Genomic DNA, 14,775 nt, shown 5'->3' on the forward strand with positions numbered 1-14,775 from the left:
GGTGCGGAATCAGCCCGCACCTCTTGAAAACTTTTCCATTTGTTACTTACTTTGTCGCTTCAACCAGTTTCATTTCTGGCTCAACAACTTGCAGTTCACCCAAACCACGAACTAATTTCTTCGCGTAAGTTTTTTCCGGCTTCAGCACGGATACCAAGTAGTCGATGGCGATTTGCGGATCAACGGTTTCCCCACACGTGTAGCAATCCAGAGCAGCAAAGCCGCGCTCAGGATACGTATGAATGGACAGGTGGCTTTCCGAGAGAAGAACCAGTACGGTAGCACCCTGAGGAGAAAACTGCTTCGCTTGCACACTCAGTACCGTAGCACCGCATGCCTCAGCAGCCTCAATCATTTCCTTTTTCAAAAATTCTGCGTCGTTCAACAAATCAAACTGAACTCCCCATGTGTCAACAGCAACGTGTCTTCCGAAAGTCGAATATTCCATCTTTCGGTTCCCCCTTCCTAACGAGTGTAATGTTAAACATCGCTAGGACCTGCGTCATTCACTAACGGGGGCGGTTTCCGTTGTTATCCACCCTTTAAAGTGAATCCTGGTTCCTAATCCTGTTTCCAACGAAAACAACAATACCATGCATCGGCCTAGTTTGACAATACCCTTTTTCAATAATCTATTAAGAACACTATAAATAGGCTGACGGCTATTCTACAGGATGGAGAGCAACCACTTGCTACAAGTGGGCTTTCACATGCTGTGAGTTATGTTACACTTTCAGAAATGAACCAGAATGGAGAGGATCGCAAAGGAAATGATTACTATCCGTAATGCCAAAGCAGAAGATTTGCCAGCACTGATCGCCATCGAGCACCTTTGCTTCTCACCAGATGAGGCTGCGACCCAGGAAGCATTTGAGAAGCGTATTCGATTGATTCCTGACAGCTTTTTTGTAGCGGAAGCGGATGGGGTCATTGCGGGTTTGGTCAATGGACCCGTCGTCGAATCCACCTTCATTACCGATGATCTTTTTCAAACGATTAAAGAAAACCCGGCATCTGGCGGCCATCAAACCATTTTAGGATTAGCGGTTTCTCCCGCTTTTCAAAATCGCGGCATTGCCTCCAAGCTCCTCGCACACCTGGAAGCATCCGCAAGAGAGTCCGGCCGTGAGACGATCACGCTTACTTGTAAGAAAAATTTGATTAGCTACTATGAAAGTCATGGATACCTCAACAACGGTGTTTCCAGCTCAGATCACGCTGGTGCAATTTGGTACAATATGAGCAAACCATTACAATTGCGCTAAGTGAAGCAAGAAACAACAAAAGCGGGAACCTCTTGTTAGTAGGAAACCCGCTTTTTGTTATTTACATAAAAAAGGGCGCCCAAAGCACCCTTTTTTCACTAAACTTCTAATTCATATAACCGCCGCGATAACGTTGCTAATCGAACATCAATTGCTGGAAGTTTTTCCGGGGCAGTTCTCTTTGCCCAATTACGCAAATCCAGCCATCGGTCCGTTTCTTGGCGTATGGACTCAATCTCCTGCTCGCTGCCATCCTGCTGGAACAACGCCTCCAGCTCATTGGTCATGTGCAGAGAGTTATTTTCAAAGATGGACACTTCCTCGTCTCCGGTTAGCTCCTGAATGCTCACAACCGATCCTTGATCGTAGTGATACACCATTGTGAAGCCGTCATAAATCCGGTGGACGATTCCATAGCCTCGGAACGCTTTCATTGCTTTTCTCATGGCATTTGCCAGTTGCCGATCTTGGATCAGATACGAGCTGTCGCATGAGTAGCGGCTGCCAACCCGACAAAAACTCAATTGAATTTCGCCGTTCTTGTCATTCAAGATTACGTCACGATCGCCATTGTCACACACTTTGACTTGGACTGAAATGTGTTCATTGGTGAAAAGCGAAACGAACTGGTTCAGCTCTTCTTCATTCACCGTAAAATAGGCCTTGGCGTAATTAGTTGCTAAACGCTGTGCCATAAATATCTCCTCAATTCTTTTGGTTTGCATGGGCCGAGTACGACCGAACAGTTATCCAAATCAGAGGAGATACGCTAAGTGTCAACAAAAGAACGCTGTAGAACCTGGCCTTGCCCCGCGAATCGAAAATCGATTTGGGTAATGAAGGCGGATCACCTACTTTTTGTTTTTCGCAAAAAAGCCATTTTTGACATCTTTATTATACCTCAGATGCCATCAAAAGTCTTGAGGAAAATGGCGATGAATTTTAGCAAAAAACCGGAATATCCGCAATCAGACGCAGAGAAATGAAAAGAACTCCCTGATTCATTCATATGCTTGCTGTTTCATTGAAATTCAGAGGGACTTATATCCCTGCGGTTGAGGTCATCGCTTTTTTGATCGCAGCCTGTTCTTCTTCAGACAAATGGTAGCTCGATGTCCCTTGCTCAAGCGGCTTGGCATACACACGAGATTCTTCTCGTCCAAAAATGCTGGTGATCACGACGCCGTTCCCAGCGTCATCTGTTACCGCCAACGAAAAGCTAAGATCACTGCCGACATCCCCGAAAGCATTGTAACGGATAATCGCTATTTTGCCGCATTGCGCTGCCATTCGTTGTGACAGACGATTGATGGCAAACTGCTGATCACTGTGCTGCTTTTTCATTTCCTCTACCTGATCCAGCAGTCTGTGCAAGCCTTCCTCGAGATTGGCTCCTCCCGTCCCTGTCATAATCCGGTTGATTGATTTCCTCAATCGACTAATCCGGACAGACTGCAAAATCACGATCCATAACAGGATCAGTGTCAATGCGATGACGGCTAAAAGCAGGATCGCTACATTGGGGATTTGTGATAGGAATGCTTCCAAAACTTTTCTTCCTTTCCGGCGTGTGCGTAAATATGCTGTCAAAAACCTTCTTTATTGTACAACCGCCAGGCCTCCCATTCAAACAAGTCTTTTATAAAAACAACAATTACTAATAAGCGACTTGCAACCAAAAAAAGCGACACCCTCATTTGTTGAGATGTCGCTTTTTCATTCCGTATTGGTTTGTGTCAAACTCATCGTCCTTTGGCTATCCTCCAGTCTGCCTACGCTTCCAAAAGCAACATTTCCCGACGGAGCTGTTTTAATCGCTCTGTGGACTGTTTCATTTGACTTTGGTCTTTGGCTTGCATCGCGTCATACAACGTCGCCAGTTCATAATCCAACTCCAGACGGAGCACCGGGATGCGTTCTTCCGAGTCACGTCGTTTCATCGCGGCAATTACCTGATCCATCGTTACATTGCAAAATTTTTCATAGATCACTTTTTTCTCAGCTCCTTTTAATTCCACTATTCTGATAACTTCTCCGTACTGGATTTGCTTCAGCAAGACGCACTCTTCAAAAGTGACCTTGATCATGGCATGCCCTTTTGCCCGCTCTACGAAGTGGTACAGTACGAGTGCCACCCGAGAATCATTGACAGGAATGCCTGCAATGTGCAGCTTATAGGACCCGTTTAAACGCTGCATTTTCCAGTCGGATCGGCCATCTGTGGTGTTCACGAGGAGGTGAAACTGCTCGGGAGATTCTTTCCACGTGACGCTCACCCCTGCTTCCACCAGGGCCTGCACCATCGCGTGCAATGTTTTGCGGTCAAACCAAACTGCCAAATGAAAATACTCCAACTCCATGCCGAGATTCATCTTCTACAGGCTCCTCCCGTTGACAGAATACTCAGATATCACTTTTGCCGCAAGGGAGTGAGTGGTATATCATATTATTCAGGCTTTGGTTTTGCTATTCATAAAACTCGGCATGTATTTTTTTCCTGGATGGTATGATATCATATGGAGGATTCCAAGCTCCCTTGACGGGGACGATCGCCCTTTTCTTTCCAGTGGGGGTCGATGATGCTTAAAAGAGGTGTTTGTTACATGCCAACGTTTCCAGGCTTTCGTCAAGAAGATTTTGATGTTTTTGCCATTGATGGACTGGATGCTCGGATGGACGCGATCAAAACCAATATCCGTCCCAAATTCGAAGTACTCAGCCAGCACTTTGCGCCTTTTCTCTCCGTAGCAACCGGGGATGAAATGTTTACGCACATAGCAAAACATGCACGCCGTACGGTGAACCCACCAGCTGATACGTGGGTTGCCTGGGCTAATGATAAACGCGGTTACAAAAAACACCCGCACTTTCAAATCGGCTTGTGGGGAACACATTTGTTCGTTTGGTACGCAGTAATCTACGAGTCTCCTTCCAAAGAGCTGATCAGTCATGCGTTTAACAAGCGTTTAGATGAGGTCATCGCGATGGTTCCGGAGCATTTTCACTGGTCTCCAGATCATATGCAACCAGCAAGCACGTCTCAAAAAGAGCTGGGCACGGCTGGCGTGAAAAAGTTGGTGGACAGGCTGGCACAGGTAAAAAAAGCGGAATTGCTCTGTGGAATTACTATTGACCGTCATGATCCAATCCTTGCAGACGGAGAAGCATTGGTGAGTCGTCTCGAAGAAACATTTGGCGTATTGAGCAAGCTCTATTCATTAGGAAATTCTCGTGGATAGACCGCCTCCCGCTTTCTTTAGTTAAGTTATATGCAAAAGAACAGGTCCGCTTTCATTTGAAAAACGCAGGCCTGTTCTTTTGTTTTAAGAAAAAGACTGCAATCGGTCCAACGACTTGTTCACATCGCCAAACATGCGGTCAAACAATTGTTGGACACTTGGCACATCATCAATCAATCCAATAACCTGACCAGCCCAACCAAAGCCACGCTGGCTGTCGCCCTCATAAATAAATGTGCAATTGTTCGCTCCACTGATAAGACTCTTTAACTGCTCGTAGCCTGCCCCTTCTTTTTCCAATTGAAGAATGTGATCAGATCCTGGTGTGCGAACGACTCTCGCAGGTGTTCCCAGTGTGCGCTTGATAACTGCGGTATCGTGCTCGGTTCCAGCAACCAACGCCTCTTTGTAGGCCGAATGTGCATGAACACATTCTTGCGTCGCAATAAATCGCGTCCCCATCTCTACACCTTCTGCACCAAGTGCAAGCGCTGCCAAAATTCCCCGACCATCACCGATGCCACCGCTAGCCAATACCGGAATTTTCACGGAATCTACCACACGCGGAATCAAAACAAACGTCCCGATATCATCTCGTCCCAGGTGCCCCCCGCCTTCTTGACCGACAGCCATCACAGCATCCGCACCAATCGATTCTGCTTTTTGTGCTTGGCGAGCAGACGCAACCAAGACAAGCTTTTTGATGGGATGACCATCGAGTCTGCGCAGCAGCGGCTCTGGATTGCCTCCTGTTACCGAAACAGCCGTCACTCCTTCTTCAATCGCCACATCCAGCATTTCTTCATACGGCCGACCGTGTTGACCAATTGCATAATTCACACCAAATGGTTTATCCGTCAATGCACGGACCTTGCGAATCTCCTCCCGCAGTGCATCAGCCGATGGCAACGACATAGCCGTAATTTGTCCGAGTCCCCCGGCATTTGACACAGCCGCAGCCAAGTCTGCGTAAGCCAAATAAGCCAAGCCACCTTGAACTACCGGATATGTAATTTGAAGTAGCTCCGTTACTCTCGTTTTCATCCTTATTATCACCTCGTGTAAATGACCTTCTCGGCTTACAGGCCAAACTCCTGCCACCACTCGCGGACATGAATAAAAATTCGCTTGCTTTCCCCCCCTATTTTGCTATACTCAATTTGTTTGTTTTTCCCCTTATTATTCTTGATTAGTAAAGTGAGGCGATCGTAGTGAGACAAATGAAAACTCCTTTGTTCAGCGGGTTGTTGGAGCACGCCAACCGGAACCCGATTCAATTTCACATTCCGGGCCATAAGAAGGGTATGGGTATGCATCCGGCATTTCGCGAGTTCATCGGGGACAACGCTCTTTCGATAGACCTCATCAACATTGCGCCATTGGATGACTTGCATCACCCGAAGGCAATGATTAAAGAAGCACAAGATTTGGCAGCCGAGGCATTCGGCGCTGACCATACATTTTTTTCCGTGCAAGGTACAAGCGGTGCCATCATGGCAATGATTATGGCGACCTGCAGTCCTGGTGACAAAATTATCGTACCGCGTAACGTACACAAATCGATTATGTCGGCGATTATTTTCGCTGGAGCAATCCCAATCTTTATTCACCCTGCCATGGACGAGCGTCTGGGTATTTCTCACGGGATCACAGTGAAGGCCGTACAAAAAGCATTGGAAGCTCATCCTGATGCTGCTGCCCTGTTGGTGATTAACCCAACGTACTTCGGTATTGCAGGTGACCTGCGCGAGATCGTGCGGGCTGCGCATAACTATGAAATTCCTGTCTTGGTAGACGAAGCTCATGGTGTGCATATTCATTTTCATGAGGAACTGCCGATTTCGGCCATGCAAGCAGGTGCCGACATGGCAGCGACCAGCGTACACAAGCTGGGTGGCTCTTTGACCCAAACCTCGATCTTGAATGTACGGGAAGGGCTCGTCGATGTCGATCGGGTGAAAACGGTCATGAGTATGCTCACGACGACTTCGACTTCCTACATCTTCCTCGCGTCTTTGGACATGGCGCGTCAGCATCTGGCCCTCAACGGGAAAATGCTCGCGGATCAAGCGATGGAACTGGCAGCAAAAGCACGTGATATGATTAACGAAATCCCGCGCATCTACTGCGTTGGCAAGGAAATTCTTGGAAAGCCTGCGACTTTTGCGATGGACCCAACCAAGCTCCTCATCCACGTACGCGATCTTGGAATCACTGGATGGGAAGTCGAGAACTGGCTGCGTGACAAGTACAACATTGAAGTAGAGATGAGCGATTTGTACAACATCCTCTGCTTTGTTACTGCGGGAGATACGGAAGAATCCATCCGTACGCTGGTAAATGGCTTGCGCGATCTGTCTGTTGAATTTTCGCACGTACAAGCAGAAGATAAGCCTACCATCTCATTGCCGAATATCCCTGTGCTGTCCACAACTCCTCGAGATGCATTCTATGCAGAAACAGAGACGATTCCGTTGGTGGAAGCAGCAGGTCGAGTCATCACTGAGTTCATCATGGTGTATCCTCCAGGCATCCCGATTTTCCTTCCTGGAGAGGTCATCACTGAGGAAAATATCGCGTACATTCAGGAAAACATCCGAGTCGGATTACCCGTACAAGGCCCTGAAGATGAGACACTAAAAACGATTAAAGTCGTAAAAAGACAAACCGCCATTTCTGGCTAACCGATCTGAACCGAAAAACGGCTGCCTCTTTCACGAGAGAGCAGCTTTTTTTATTTTTTATGCAAACATTTTGAGATAAGATGGAATTAGGAAAAATCAGGAAAGGTGGGTGGTGCTGCCATGCCAGACTGGTCGTATCAAACGATGTTTCGGCCACTTCTCTTTCTCATGCCACCCGAGCGGGCCCGGTCTATTACCTTGCAGTCAATCGGGACTTTGGCAAAAATTCCGGGTGGTTCGCTCATCATCGAATGGATGGGACATATGGAGCCTCCCTCCCAGCTCTCCCAAACAATTGGTCCAGTCACGTTCCCTACTCCAGTCGGGATGGGTGCCGGATTAGACCTGGATTGCATCGCCATTGAAGCGCTGTCCAAATTCGGCTTCGGGTTTCTAGAGCTGGGACCTGTGTCCAAAGAACCGATTGATTCTCTCGGCACCGTTCAACGTGACATTGCCGCGATGAATATCCACTATTCAAATCCATTGGTAAATAATGGTATATATACCCTTCAGAGGCGCCTGGAGGGAGCTACTGGCATCAAAATTCCTCTCGGAGTCAGATTGGCCTGCCAACCAAAAGCCAGCCTGAGAGAAGCCACAGAAGAGCTTCAGGAGCTAATCGACAGTTTGGAGCGTTTTTGTTCGTTTTTCACTATTGATTCGCGGGCGAATATGGGACAGCCAGAATGGAGCCATACAGCGTGGAAGGAACATTTTTCCTGTTTGCGTAACCATACGGATATGCCACTCTTGCTGGCGCTCCCCCCGAGCCTGACAGATGCGGAAGCACTCCCGATTCTTACCGCGGCAAAAGAAGCAGGACTAAACGGTCTAGTTGTCGCAGGAGGCACGATTCAGGAAGATTCACCATGCGCGAATAACTCTGTTTACATCACGGGGAGGAGTTCACACGAGCAAGCTGTCAAATTTGTCTCCTGGGCACGGGAACAGTGGTCAGATGCCCTTATCATTGGATCAGGCGGCATTCTGGAGCCACATGATGCTTTGACCCTTCTTGCCGCGGGTGCCAATTTTGTGCAATTGCACAGTGGCTTGGTCTATTCTGGCCCTGGCTTGCCAAAACGAATTAACGAAGCCATTTTACAAATACAACCAGGCACTGACCCGCCTCAAGAAAAACGATCTACTTTTTTATTTTCTTCTTGGATATGGGGAATCTTGTTGGGCGTGGGCATGATGTTCGGTGGGGCACTTGCTTGGATGGTCGCCGCAACAACCGTCGTCCTCCCCTACGACGAACGCTTCCTCGAGATGTCAGCCGACCAACTTGCGCTCTTAAATGCGCAAATCCTCTCTTTTATGTCACACGATCGGATTAGTCTGGCAGGAACGATGATATCCATAGGAATTTTGTACAGTCAACTGTCTTATCATGGCCTACGCAAAGATATTCACTGGACGCGAACCATCTTGCTTATCTCCGGTACTGTTGGATTTTCCAGCTTCTTTTTATTTATTGGATACGGGTACTTCGATTACTTGCACGCGATTTTAGCGCTCGTGTTGTTCCCCATGTTTTTGCTCGCATTACGAACACCTGCAAAGGTTCATTTGACTCGCCTACCGCCTCAGCTTCACAACGATCGGGATTGGCGAATGGCTCTATGGGGACAATTGCTCTTTGTCATCATCGGATTTGGTTTGACAGGGGCTGGTATCGTTATTTCGATCATCGGCGTCACAGGTGTCTTCGTTCCTTCTGATCTCGTCTTTCTCTGTGTGTCTGCAGATACCTTGCAGTCTTACAATGAGCGATTAATTCCGGTCATTGCTCATGACCGCGCTGGCTTTGGAGGGGCATTAGTTTCGAATGGCCTGGCTGTCTTGCTGATCAGTCTTTGGGGTATCAGGAGAGGAGAAGCGTGGATTTGGTGGACATTGTTTTTAGCAGGCATTCCAGGCTTTGTTTCCGGCATAGGCATACATTTTACTGTTGGGTATGTCGATTTTATTCATCTCTTGCCCGCTTATGTCGCCGTCATTTTCTTTCTCGTGGCACTCGTACTTTTGAAGCCGTATTTATGCCGGACATAAAAGAAAACAGACGAAAGAATTCCTTTCGTCTGTTTTTTTATAAAAGCATGACGACTATTATGCAGAATCAGTCTTCGTCTTCTTCATCATCGTCATCATCATCGCCCGGAGCGAAGGCTACCGTGTATACATATGGATCTTTATCACGCTTATCGACCCAGACAACGCGATTTCCACCGATGCGGACATTTTCCATCTCCGCATCATCATCCCACTCAATATCGCTATAGGAATCCTCTTCGAAATCATACAGCTCATAGTAGAATTCCTTGCCTTTTGTGGACAGACGATTGTCTTCATACAAAATCATATTGCGTGAAGCCTGTGGATTTTTCTGGTCACCATCCGCATAACGAAGCAACGGATTGACTCTTTGACGGTCGATGTTGTAATAGTACAAATCCCAACCGGTTTTGGAATTGCCTGTATCTTCGCTCCAAACAACGAAGCCATCGCCGATTTCTGCTTTCTCTACTTTTACGTTATCGCGGATTTCAGTCTCATCATCTTCTTCGATATCGTAGAGAACGATACTTGCGCTCTTTGATCCTTCTTCCACTACCCAGGAAGCGTAGTTTTTGTAAATATCAACACTTAATGGTTCTTTTCTTACCGTCGTAACTTCCGTATGCTTTCCAGTCGATAGATCTGTGATAATCACTTCTGATCTGCCAGCGGTATTCACCCATAACAGACGCTCTCCGTCAATCTCATACAGCTTCTCACTCGGTTCTTGATCATCATCTTCATGTGTGATCTGCTTCTGCGTATCCTTACGAATATCGTAGGAGAAGAGTGCATCTTCATGCTCGTCATACCAGACAACATAACGCGAGCTTACAACAGGGCGAACAGAATCATGCTCTGGATTACTGACGACTTTCCCTTTTTTATTTTCGACATCATAGAAAACGACCGTATTATTTTTTTTAGACTCGGTTACGTACGCCACATAACGATCATGAGCACTTGGCTCCTTTGGTTCCCCGCCTGCATTACCTATCGGAACTAATTCCTTTTCGTCCAGGTCATACAGGTGGAGTTGGAGCTTTTTGTTACTGTCTTTTTTCGCGAATAGGACGAAATCGCCATAAATTTTCGGTCCGGTCTCACCGTACAGATTGCTCGCGATCTTTTTACCAGACTTATTGCCAAGCTCACGATATTTCAAGTCATTATTGTCTGAGTAGACATAATCCTCTTGATACAAATGTACGTTTTGCTGTTCGTTGCTGTCATCGGTCAATTGCTTAATTCGACCGTTGCTGATGGAATAGGAATAGAGGTCTCCAGCCGATTGGTGCTCATACACGATTTGATTGGAGAAAATGCTAGGACGCCCTTGATCCCCTTTAGCAATGACGGCAGCCTTTTCCTCTTTTGCTTTGATGTCATAGTAATAAATGTCATCATTGCCATTACGATCATCTTCCCAAGCAACATAACCGCTGCTTACCACCGGGTTGCTTGCTTTTCCACTCGCAGATACGATTTCTGTATCCCCAGTAGAAATTTTATGTAGATAAACATCGCCGTTGTCTGTCCAAACAACATTTTTATCAGCAATCTCCAGTCCATCGACCGAAGCAGAACCACTTGTCAAACGGATTTCTTTCTCTTTTACTATGTCATACAAATAGACATCTGAGCCGCCATCACGGGAATCCATCCATACGACGTAATCTCCATCAACCTTTGGATTTGTCTTCTCAGATTCCTTGTCACCTATTTCGTTCTGGTTACCTTTAGCGAGGTTGTAGAGTGTTACTCTTTGCCCCCCCTCAACAATCCATACCGCATATTTTTTTGCTATATCATATCCTGCTGAGGATATTGATGGCTGACTACCGTCTATTTTTTCTTCATCACCAATACTGTAAGCAAGCGCTGGTGTCCCGCTCCACAGAGATGTGACCAAAAGTGCAGCGGCCAGCATTCCCTGTATCGGTTGTCGCTTCATGACACAATTCCTCCTTTTGCAACAATTCTCACACTTCTCCATTATCCTCCATACGAAAAAGGTTGTCAAAAAAAACAGGCCTCAATATAGGCCTGTTGACTATTTCTTTATTCTTTTTCCTGTCTTTCACCAGGTCGGCAGTCACAGTTGCATACCGCATAAAGCGTTTTCACTGAATTACATTCAAAATGCTCGATGATGGTTCCGCAAGTCTGACATACGATAGTTCCCATCTATGTCCCCTCCGCATTCAATTGATTCACATATCCCTACAAATGTTATGTTACATTCATCTTAATATGCTACACCATTCGGAGTCAAGATGCATTTGTTGATAATTAGTATGTCACATTAATGCGGAATATTCTCATTCAGCCAGTTCACGATTTTTTGCAAGACTTCTTCCTTTTCAGGCTCATTCAAAATTTCGTGCCGCAAGCCCGCGAATCGTTCAAACGTTTGTCTGTCTGGAAGGCCCACGGTAAACTGTTCCACTGCATCCGCATCTACCAATGTATCAGCACCAGCCTGTAAAACAAGGACAGGATGCTTGATTCGATTTCTTTCCTCCCACGCCTTTTCCATAGAACGGTTCAATTCTGTGAACCATCTGACACTTACCTTGGAATAATTGAGCGGATCGTTCTGATAAGCAGCCTGAACAGCTTCGTCACGCGATACCATGTCGGGAGTGATTCCATTCGGCATGACAAGTGTTGGCCAGACCCGATCGAGAAATTGTGCCAATTGCTCCTTCCACGCCGGTACAGTCAGTTTCAGTTTCAAGCACGGAGATGTGAGAATTAACCCCGCCAGCTCTTTGCTCCGTTCATCCGTCTGAATAAAGCGAGTCGCGATGAGCCCCCCCAGACTATGCCCCATTAACAATACAGGCTTCTCTCCTAACGTATCGGCAAGAGCGGTACTCGTCCACTCACGTACACGGGACAAATAGTCTTCGAAGGATTGAATATGCCCCCGTCTCCCTGGAGAGCGCCCCCAGCCCGGCAAATCTTCCGCATATACGTCCCAGCCCGCCTGATTGAAATAAGCCGCTACATGCTCATAGCGTCTATGATGCTCTCCCGTTCCATGGACGAGAACAATCGCTCCCCGAGAATTTTTGGCCGACCATTTATGTACACCCATTCTCCCTGTTCCTCCTACCGGCTGATTTCTTTCGATTATACTAAAAAACGGAAGGCCGTATTTTACGAAAAAAACCAAAACGAGCAGAAGATAAACTTCTGCTCGTTACCTAATACTGATTTTCTTCAAATGGAATGGATGGTAAATGTTCCTGAAAAAACTCAGCAAGCGCGACTGCCTCGTTCTCTGAATCCAGCCTGAAAATTTTTTGCAGGTATCCTGGATTCACCGCATCTTCCGAACTGAGAAGAGTCGATTGCCCTGTCTGCATACAGATCACCAACGGCTTCCCATAAAACTTGTGTGTAAAAACCATGCCAAAGTCGTAGCGTGTTCCCTCTGAAATAAAGCCAAGGAAACGTACATTAGCATTCTCCGAAACGTCGTATAAGTGGTCGTAGTGCTCCATCAGCAATCCCTCCTCAACAGTATTTTGGCCTCCGAATTTCGTGAAATATTCGGATTATTCACTAGTATAAGCGAAATATCACGTTTTTGCCACCCAAATAGCATCATTTACCAGACGCGTTGGGTTAATGACCCTGTCTTCCCCTTCTTGAATCCATCTCACTTTTTCTGCACCATGCAACGATTGCGCGACAAAGGAGAGACATTCAAAGAACAGTTCAACTACTGCTGTACTGTATCGTTCCTCCATTTTCTCCAATGCATACGTCAATCTAAAAATATCTGGTACACTTCTTCGACTGGCTTCCAATACTTCTTTGCCTTTTTCAGTCGGGTATACGTGAACCACACGCCCATCCAACTCCGACTTTTCGATCGTCACCATGCCTTTCTCCATTAATTTCTTGATATGAATGACAATCGATGAGGGATGCCAGAAGGTCCAATCTGCAATTTGCGTGACGCGTACACCTTCATAACAGTAGATGATCCAGAGAATGTTTAACTGTACAGAGGAATCCAATTCGGCTTCCTTCGCTGCCCGCTCCCAGTCTTCTTTGTTCACCACATCGATGGCGCGCATGGTGTTTAAAGCTTCGAATACGTGTCTAATTGAGGCCTCCTGCATGCGTATATTCCTCCATGATTCTTTATCGTTCATCTAACGGCATATAAATATGATATATATTTTACACTTTTCAGAAAAAACACGCAATTGTTTTCGGTCGCCAACTGCCTCATTGCCAAAGAGTGGAAGACAATGCTACACTTAACGCACAGAATACCGGTACTAGGAGTGAGTGCAGTCGTGAAACTTCAATCCGCCTACATCTATTTCGTTGATGGTTCTACCGCAGCATCTGTAAGTATTGATGACGTGAAAGCCAAGTTTACGCGATACGTTGACATGACCTCAAAAACAGGAAAGCAATTGGGCTGGAGCTATGCTGACGCCGCTTTCCCTTACACCCTAGAAGAACGCCCTGAAGGAGTCGACTCGTGGTTCCTTCTCAAAGGAAAAGATCCAAACATGTACAAAGCTATCGTTGTTGGCGTCGGGAGCAAAAATGAAAACGGTTCCGAGAAGCACTACATACAAGTGTCCCTCCCTGAATCGGCCACGCACGGCGATAAAAACAAGGCAAATGAATACTGTCGATACTTGGCACGTGATTATAAAGCAGAGCTCCACCTCTTCAACAAGCGCATTCAATACTTCCAACCTCGAAAGCCATAAACAAAAAAACGGAAAAACAGTCGAGAAATATCGACTGTTTTTTCATGTTCAGGCCTATTCCCCCTGACCTCTTTTTTTCATACGAATAACAAAAAGAGGAAAGGGGTGTGCTTATGGATGCGCAAGCATTTATTCAGTTGGTTGCTGACCACGCCAGAAAGTCTTATCTGAACCATCGTATATTCCCCTCCATTATCATAGCGCAAGCCATACTCGAGTCAGGTTGGGGTAAAAAAGTACCTGTTGACCCAGCCACTGGGACATTCTCGTACAACCTCTTTGGAATGAAAGGAACGGGACCTGCCGGCTCTGTCACCATCGAAAGCAAAGAGGTAGAAAACGGAAAGACAGTCACACGTACCTCCCAGTTCCGCGCTTACGAAAATTACCAGCAATCCATGGAAGACCATGCCCAGTTTTTACGTAAGCCCGCATACAAAAACGTGCTGGCAGCAGCTACTCCCGCACAAGCCGCACAGGCTTTAGAAGAAGCCGGCTACGCTACCGATCCTGCGTATGCAGAAAAGCTGACGCGCCTCATTCAAACGTACAACTTATCTCAGTACGATCCATTCGCCCCAGAAGAACCACAATCGTTTCCTCCCTGGAAATTGGAGCTGGGCAATCGTGCGTTACAAGAGGGCTTGCTGACCTCGCCTGAATGGCTGAAGAAGTTAGACGAACCAATGCCAGTATGGGCTGTTTTAGCGGTTGCCCTGCGACTGTTAGACAAACAGCGAGAGAACCCATAAGTGTACGAATATAAATCAAAAGC

Annotated in this window: 16 protein-coding genes; 6 read left to right on the forward strand and 10 right to left on the reverse strand. The window is 46.6% G+C overall.

Annotation, left to right across the window (positions count from 1 at the left end):
• Nucleotides 1–46 precede the first annotated feature (46 nt).
• Entirely contained in the window at nt 47–448 is a 402-nt protein-coding gene (speD, locus tag AB432_RS20085) for an adenosylmethionine decarboxylase (RefSeq protein WP_048033792.1), read from the reverse strand.
• A 322-nt stretch (nt 449–770) separates the two neighbouring features.
• Between speD and AB432_RS20090 the strand changes: the two genes are divergently transcribed.
• The gene (locus AB432_RS20090; protein ID WP_048033793.1) at nt 771–1,265 is read left to right on the forward strand and encodes a GNAT family N-acetyltransferase; all 495 of its coding nucleotides are present in this window, start codon (nt 771–773) and stop codon (nt 1,263–1,265) included.
• Between the two features lie 98 nt (nt 1,266–1,363).
• Here AB432_RS20090 and AB432_RS20095 read toward each other — a convergent pair whose 3' ends face one another.
• The 3 genes from AB432_RS20095 to AB432_RS20110 all read right to left on the reverse strand — a co-directional run bounded on the left by AB432_RS20095 (nt 1,364) and on the right by AB432_RS20110 (nt 3,637).
• A complete protein-coding gene (locus tag AB432_RS20095; RefSeq protein WP_048033794.1) occupies nt 1,364–1,960 on the reverse strand; it encodes a hypothetical protein in 597 nt (198 codons plus the stop codon).
• Nucleotides 1,961–2,306: 346 nt separating this feature from the next.
• Nucleotides 2,307–2,813: a DUF4446 family protein gene (locus AB432_RS20105; protein WP_048033796.1), complete on the reverse strand. Its 507-nt coding sequence runs from the start codon at nt 2,811–2,813 to the stop codon at nt 2,307–2,309.
• Between the two features lie 224 nt (nt 2,814–3,037).
• Complete coding sequence (locus AB432_RS20110; RefSeq protein WP_048033797.1) at nt 3,038–3,637, reverse strand: hypothetical protein; 600 nt, start codon at nt 3,635–3,637, stop codon at nt 3,038–3,040.
• A gap of 231 nt (nt 3,638–3,868) precedes the next feature.
• Here AB432_RS20110 and AB432_RS20115 point away from each other — a divergent pair, with 231 nt between their 5' ends.
• Nucleotides 3,869–4,504, forward strand: a complete 636-nt coding sequence (locus AB432_RS20115; RefSeq protein WP_048033798.1) for a YktB family protein — start codon at nt 3,869–3,871, stop codon at nt 4,502–4,504.
• 84 nt (nt 4,505–4,588) lie between these two features.
• Here AB432_RS20115 and AB432_RS20120 read toward each other — a convergent pair whose 3' ends face one another.
• Nucleotides 4,589–5,548, reverse strand: coding sequence for an NAD(P)H-dependent flavin oxidoreductase (locus tag AB432_RS20120; RefSeq protein WP_048033799.1), 960 nt, complete (start codon nt 5,546–5,548; stop codon nt 4,589–4,591).
• 167 nt (nt 5,549–5,715) lie between these two features.
• Between AB432_RS20120 and AB432_RS20125 the strand changes: the two genes are divergently transcribed.
• Both AB432_RS20125 and AB432_RS20130 read left to right on the forward strand, forming a co-directional pair.
• Nucleotides 5,716–7,188: an aminotransferase class I/II-fold pyridoxal phosphate-dependent enzyme gene (locus AB432_RS20125; RefSeq protein WP_048033800.1), complete on the forward strand. Its 1,473-nt coding sequence runs from the start codon at nt 5,716–5,718 to the stop codon at nt 7,186–7,188.
• Between the two features lie 120 nt (nt 7,189–7,308).
• The gene (locus AB432_RS20130) at nt 7,309–9,246 is read left to right on the forward strand and encodes a beta/alpha barrel domain-containing protein (protein WP_048033801.1); all 1,938 of its coding nucleotides are present in this window, start codon (nt 7,309–7,311) and stop codon (nt 9,244–9,246) included.
• A 67-nt stretch (nt 9,247–9,313) separates the two neighbouring features.
• Here the strand turns inward: AB432_RS20130 and AB432_RS20135 are convergent, their stop codons facing one another.
• The 5 genes from AB432_RS20135 to AB432_RS20155 form a co-directional block, all read right to left on the reverse strand.
• Complete coding sequence (locus AB432_RS20135) at nt 9,314–11,206, reverse strand: TolB family protein (protein ID WP_048033802.1); 1,893 nt, start codon at nt 11,204–11,206, stop codon at nt 9,314–9,316.
• A 107-nt stretch (nt 11,207–11,313) separates the two neighbouring features.
• Nucleotides 11,314–11,439 (reverse strand): GapA-binding peptide SR1P, encoded by a 126-nt coding sequence (locus tag AB432_RS20140; protein ID WP_007723214.1) that lies wholly within the window; start codon nt 11,437–11,439, stop codon nt 11,314–11,316.
• Nucleotides 11,440–11,557: 118 nt separating this feature from the next.
• Nucleotides 11,558–12,355, reverse strand: a complete 798-nt coding sequence (locus AB432_RS20145) for an alpha/beta hydrolase (protein WP_048033803.1) — start codon at nt 12,353–12,355, stop codon at nt 11,558–11,560.
• Between the two features lie 109 nt (nt 12,356–12,464).
• Nucleotides 12,465–12,764 (reverse strand): DUF3055 domain-containing protein, encoded by a 300-nt coding sequence (locus AB432_RS20150; RefSeq protein ID WP_015892160.1) that lies wholly within the window; start codon nt 12,762–12,764, stop codon nt 12,465–12,467.
• Nucleotides 12,765–12,842: 78 nt separating this feature from the next.
• Nucleotides 12,843–13,391 (reverse strand): MarR family winged helix-turn-helix transcriptional regulator, encoded by a 549-nt coding sequence (locus tag AB432_RS20155; protein ID WP_048033804.1) that lies wholly within the window; start codon nt 13,389–13,391, stop codon nt 12,843–12,845.
• Nucleotides 13,392–13,571: 180 nt separating this feature from the next.
• On the opposite strand from AB432_RS20155, the gene AB432_RS20160 reads away from it, so the two are divergent.
• Both AB432_RS20160 and AB432_RS20165 read left to right on the forward strand, forming a co-directional pair.
• Nucleotides 13,572–14,000, forward strand: coding sequence for a DUF1885 family protein (locus AB432_RS20160; RefSeq protein ID WP_048033805.1), 429 nt, complete (start codon nt 13,572–13,574; stop codon nt 13,998–14,000).
• Between the two features lie 113 nt (nt 14,001–14,113).
• Nucleotides 14,114–14,752 carry a glycoside hydrolase family 73 protein gene (locus AB432_RS20165; protein WP_048033806.1) on the forward strand — a complete coding sequence of 213 codons (639 nt, stop codon included), beginning with the start codon at nt 14,114–14,116 and terminating at the stop codon, nt 14,750–14,752.
• Nucleotides 14,753–14,775: the final 23 nt, after the last annotated feature.

It is taken from the genome of Brevibacillus brevis, from assembly GCF_001039275.2.
GTDB classification, from domain to species: Bacteria; Bacillota; Bacilli; order Brevibacillales; family Brevibacillaceae; genus Brevibacillus; species Brevibacillus brevis_C.

Bases quoted from the DNA above. Each gene is read 5' to 3' on its own strand.
- AB432_RS20155 (WP_048033804.1), bottom strand. From the start codon at position 13,391: ATGCAGGAGGCCTCAATTAGACACGTATTCGAAGCTTTAAACACCATG.
- AB432_RS20095 (WP_048033794.1), bottom strand. From the start codon at position 1,960: ATGGCACAGCGTTTAGCAACTAATTACGCCAAGGCCTATTTTACGGTG.
- AB432_RS20165 (WP_048033806.1), top strand. From the start codon at position 14,114: ATGGATGCGCAAGCATTTATTCAGTTGGTTGCTGACCACGCCAGAAAG.
- AB432_RS20150 (WP_015892160.1), bottom strand. From the start codon at position 12,764: ATGGAGCACTACGACCACTTATACGACGTTTCGGAGAATGCTAATGTA.
- AB432_RS20120 (WP_048033799.1), bottom strand. From the start codon at position 5,548: ATGAAAACGAGAGTAACGGAGCTACTTCAAATTACATATCCGGTAGTT.
- AB432_RS20135 (WP_048033802.1), bottom strand. From the start codon at position 11,206: ATGAAGCGACAACCGATACAGGGAATGCTGGCCGCTGCACTTTTGGTC.
- AB432_RS20090 (WP_048033793.1), top strand. From the start codon at position 771: ATGATTACTATCCGTAATGCCAAAGCAGAAGATTTGCCAGCACTGATC.
- AB432_RS20110 (WP_048033797.1), bottom strand. From the start codon at position 3,637: ATGAATCTCGGCATGGAGTTGGAGTATTTTCATTTGGCAGTTTGGTTT.
- AB432_RS20140 (WP_007723214.1), bottom strand. From the start codon at position 11,439: ATGGGAACTATCGTATGTCAGACTTGCGGAACCATCATCGAGCATTTT.
- speD (WP_048033792.1), bottom strand. From the start codon at position 448: ATGGAATATTCGACTTTCGGAAGACACGTTGCTGTTGACACATGGGGA.
- AB432_RS20145 (WP_048033803.1), bottom strand. From the start codon at position 12,355: ATGGGTGTACATAAATGGTCGGCCAAAAATTCTCGGGGAGCGATTGTT.
- AB432_RS20130 (WP_048033801.1), top strand. From the start codon at position 7,309: ATGCCAGACTGGTCGTATCAAACGATGTTTCGGCCACTTCTCTTTCTC.
- AB432_RS20115 (WP_048033798.1), top strand. From the start codon at position 3,869: ATGCCAACGTTTCCAGGCTTTCGTCAAGAAGATTTTGATGTTTTTGCC.